The organism is Vibrio sp. L85, assembly GCF_963871815.1.
Lineage (GTDB): Bacteria > Pseudomonadota > Gammaproteobacteria > Enterobacterales > Vibrionaceae > Vibrio > Vibrio harveyi.
The window spans coordinates 1-810 of the sequence record NZ_CAWMYL010000179.1 but is presented as its reverse complement, the minus strand read 5'-3'; the positions used below and the strand labels follow the sequence as shown (position 1 = coordinate 810).

The window sequence follows — 810 nt, the reverse complement described above, 5'->3', positions numbered from 1 at the left end:
GGCACTGTTGCAAAGTTAGCGATGAGGCAGCCTTTTGTCTTATTCAAAGGCCTTACATTTCAAAAACTCTGCTTACCAGGCGCATTTCGCCCAGGGGATCACCATAATAAAATGCTGAGGCCTGGCCTTTGCGTAGTGCACGCATCACCTCAATACCTTTGATGGTGGCGTAAGCCGTCTTCATGGATTTAAATCCCAGCGTGGCGTTGATTATCCGTTTCAGTTTGCCATGATCGCATTCAATCACGTTGTTCCGGTACTTAATCTGTCGGTGTTCAACGTCAGACGGGCACCGGCCTTCGCGTTTGAGCAGAGCAAGCGCGCGACCATAGGCGGGCGCTTTATCCGTGTTGATGAATCGTGGGATCTGCCACTTCTTCACGTTGTTGAGGATTTTACCCAGAAACCGGTATGCAGCTTTGCTGTTACGACGGGAGGAGAGATAAAAATCGACAGTGCGGCCCCGGCTGTCGACGGCCCGGTACAGATACGCCCAGCGGCCATTGACCTTCACGTAGGTTTCATCCATGTGCCACGGGCAAAGATCGGAAGGGTTACGCCAGTACCAGCGCAGCCGTTTTTCCATTTCAGGCGCATAACGCTGAACCCAGCGGTAAATCGTGGAGTGATCGACATTCACTCCGCGTTCAGCCAGCATCTCCTGCAGCTCACGGTAACTGATGCCGTATTTGCAGTACCAGCGTACGGCCCACAGAATGATGTCACGCTGAAAATGCCGGCCTTTGAATGGGTTCATGTGCAGCTCCATCAGCAAAAGGGGATGATAAGTTTATCACCACCGACTATTTG

The 810-nt window shown here is 52.0% G+C and carries 1 protein-coding gene; it reads right to left on the bottom strand.

What is annotated here, in order from left to right; translation table 11 throughout:
* Window positions 1-52: 52 nt before the first annotated feature.
* Complete coding sequence (locus AACR11_RS19465) at window positions 53-757, bottom strand: IS6-like element IS26 family transposase (RefSeq protein ID WP_001067858.1); 705 nt, start codon at window positions 755-757, stop codon at window positions 53-55.
* Window positions 758-810: the final 53 nt, after the last annotated feature.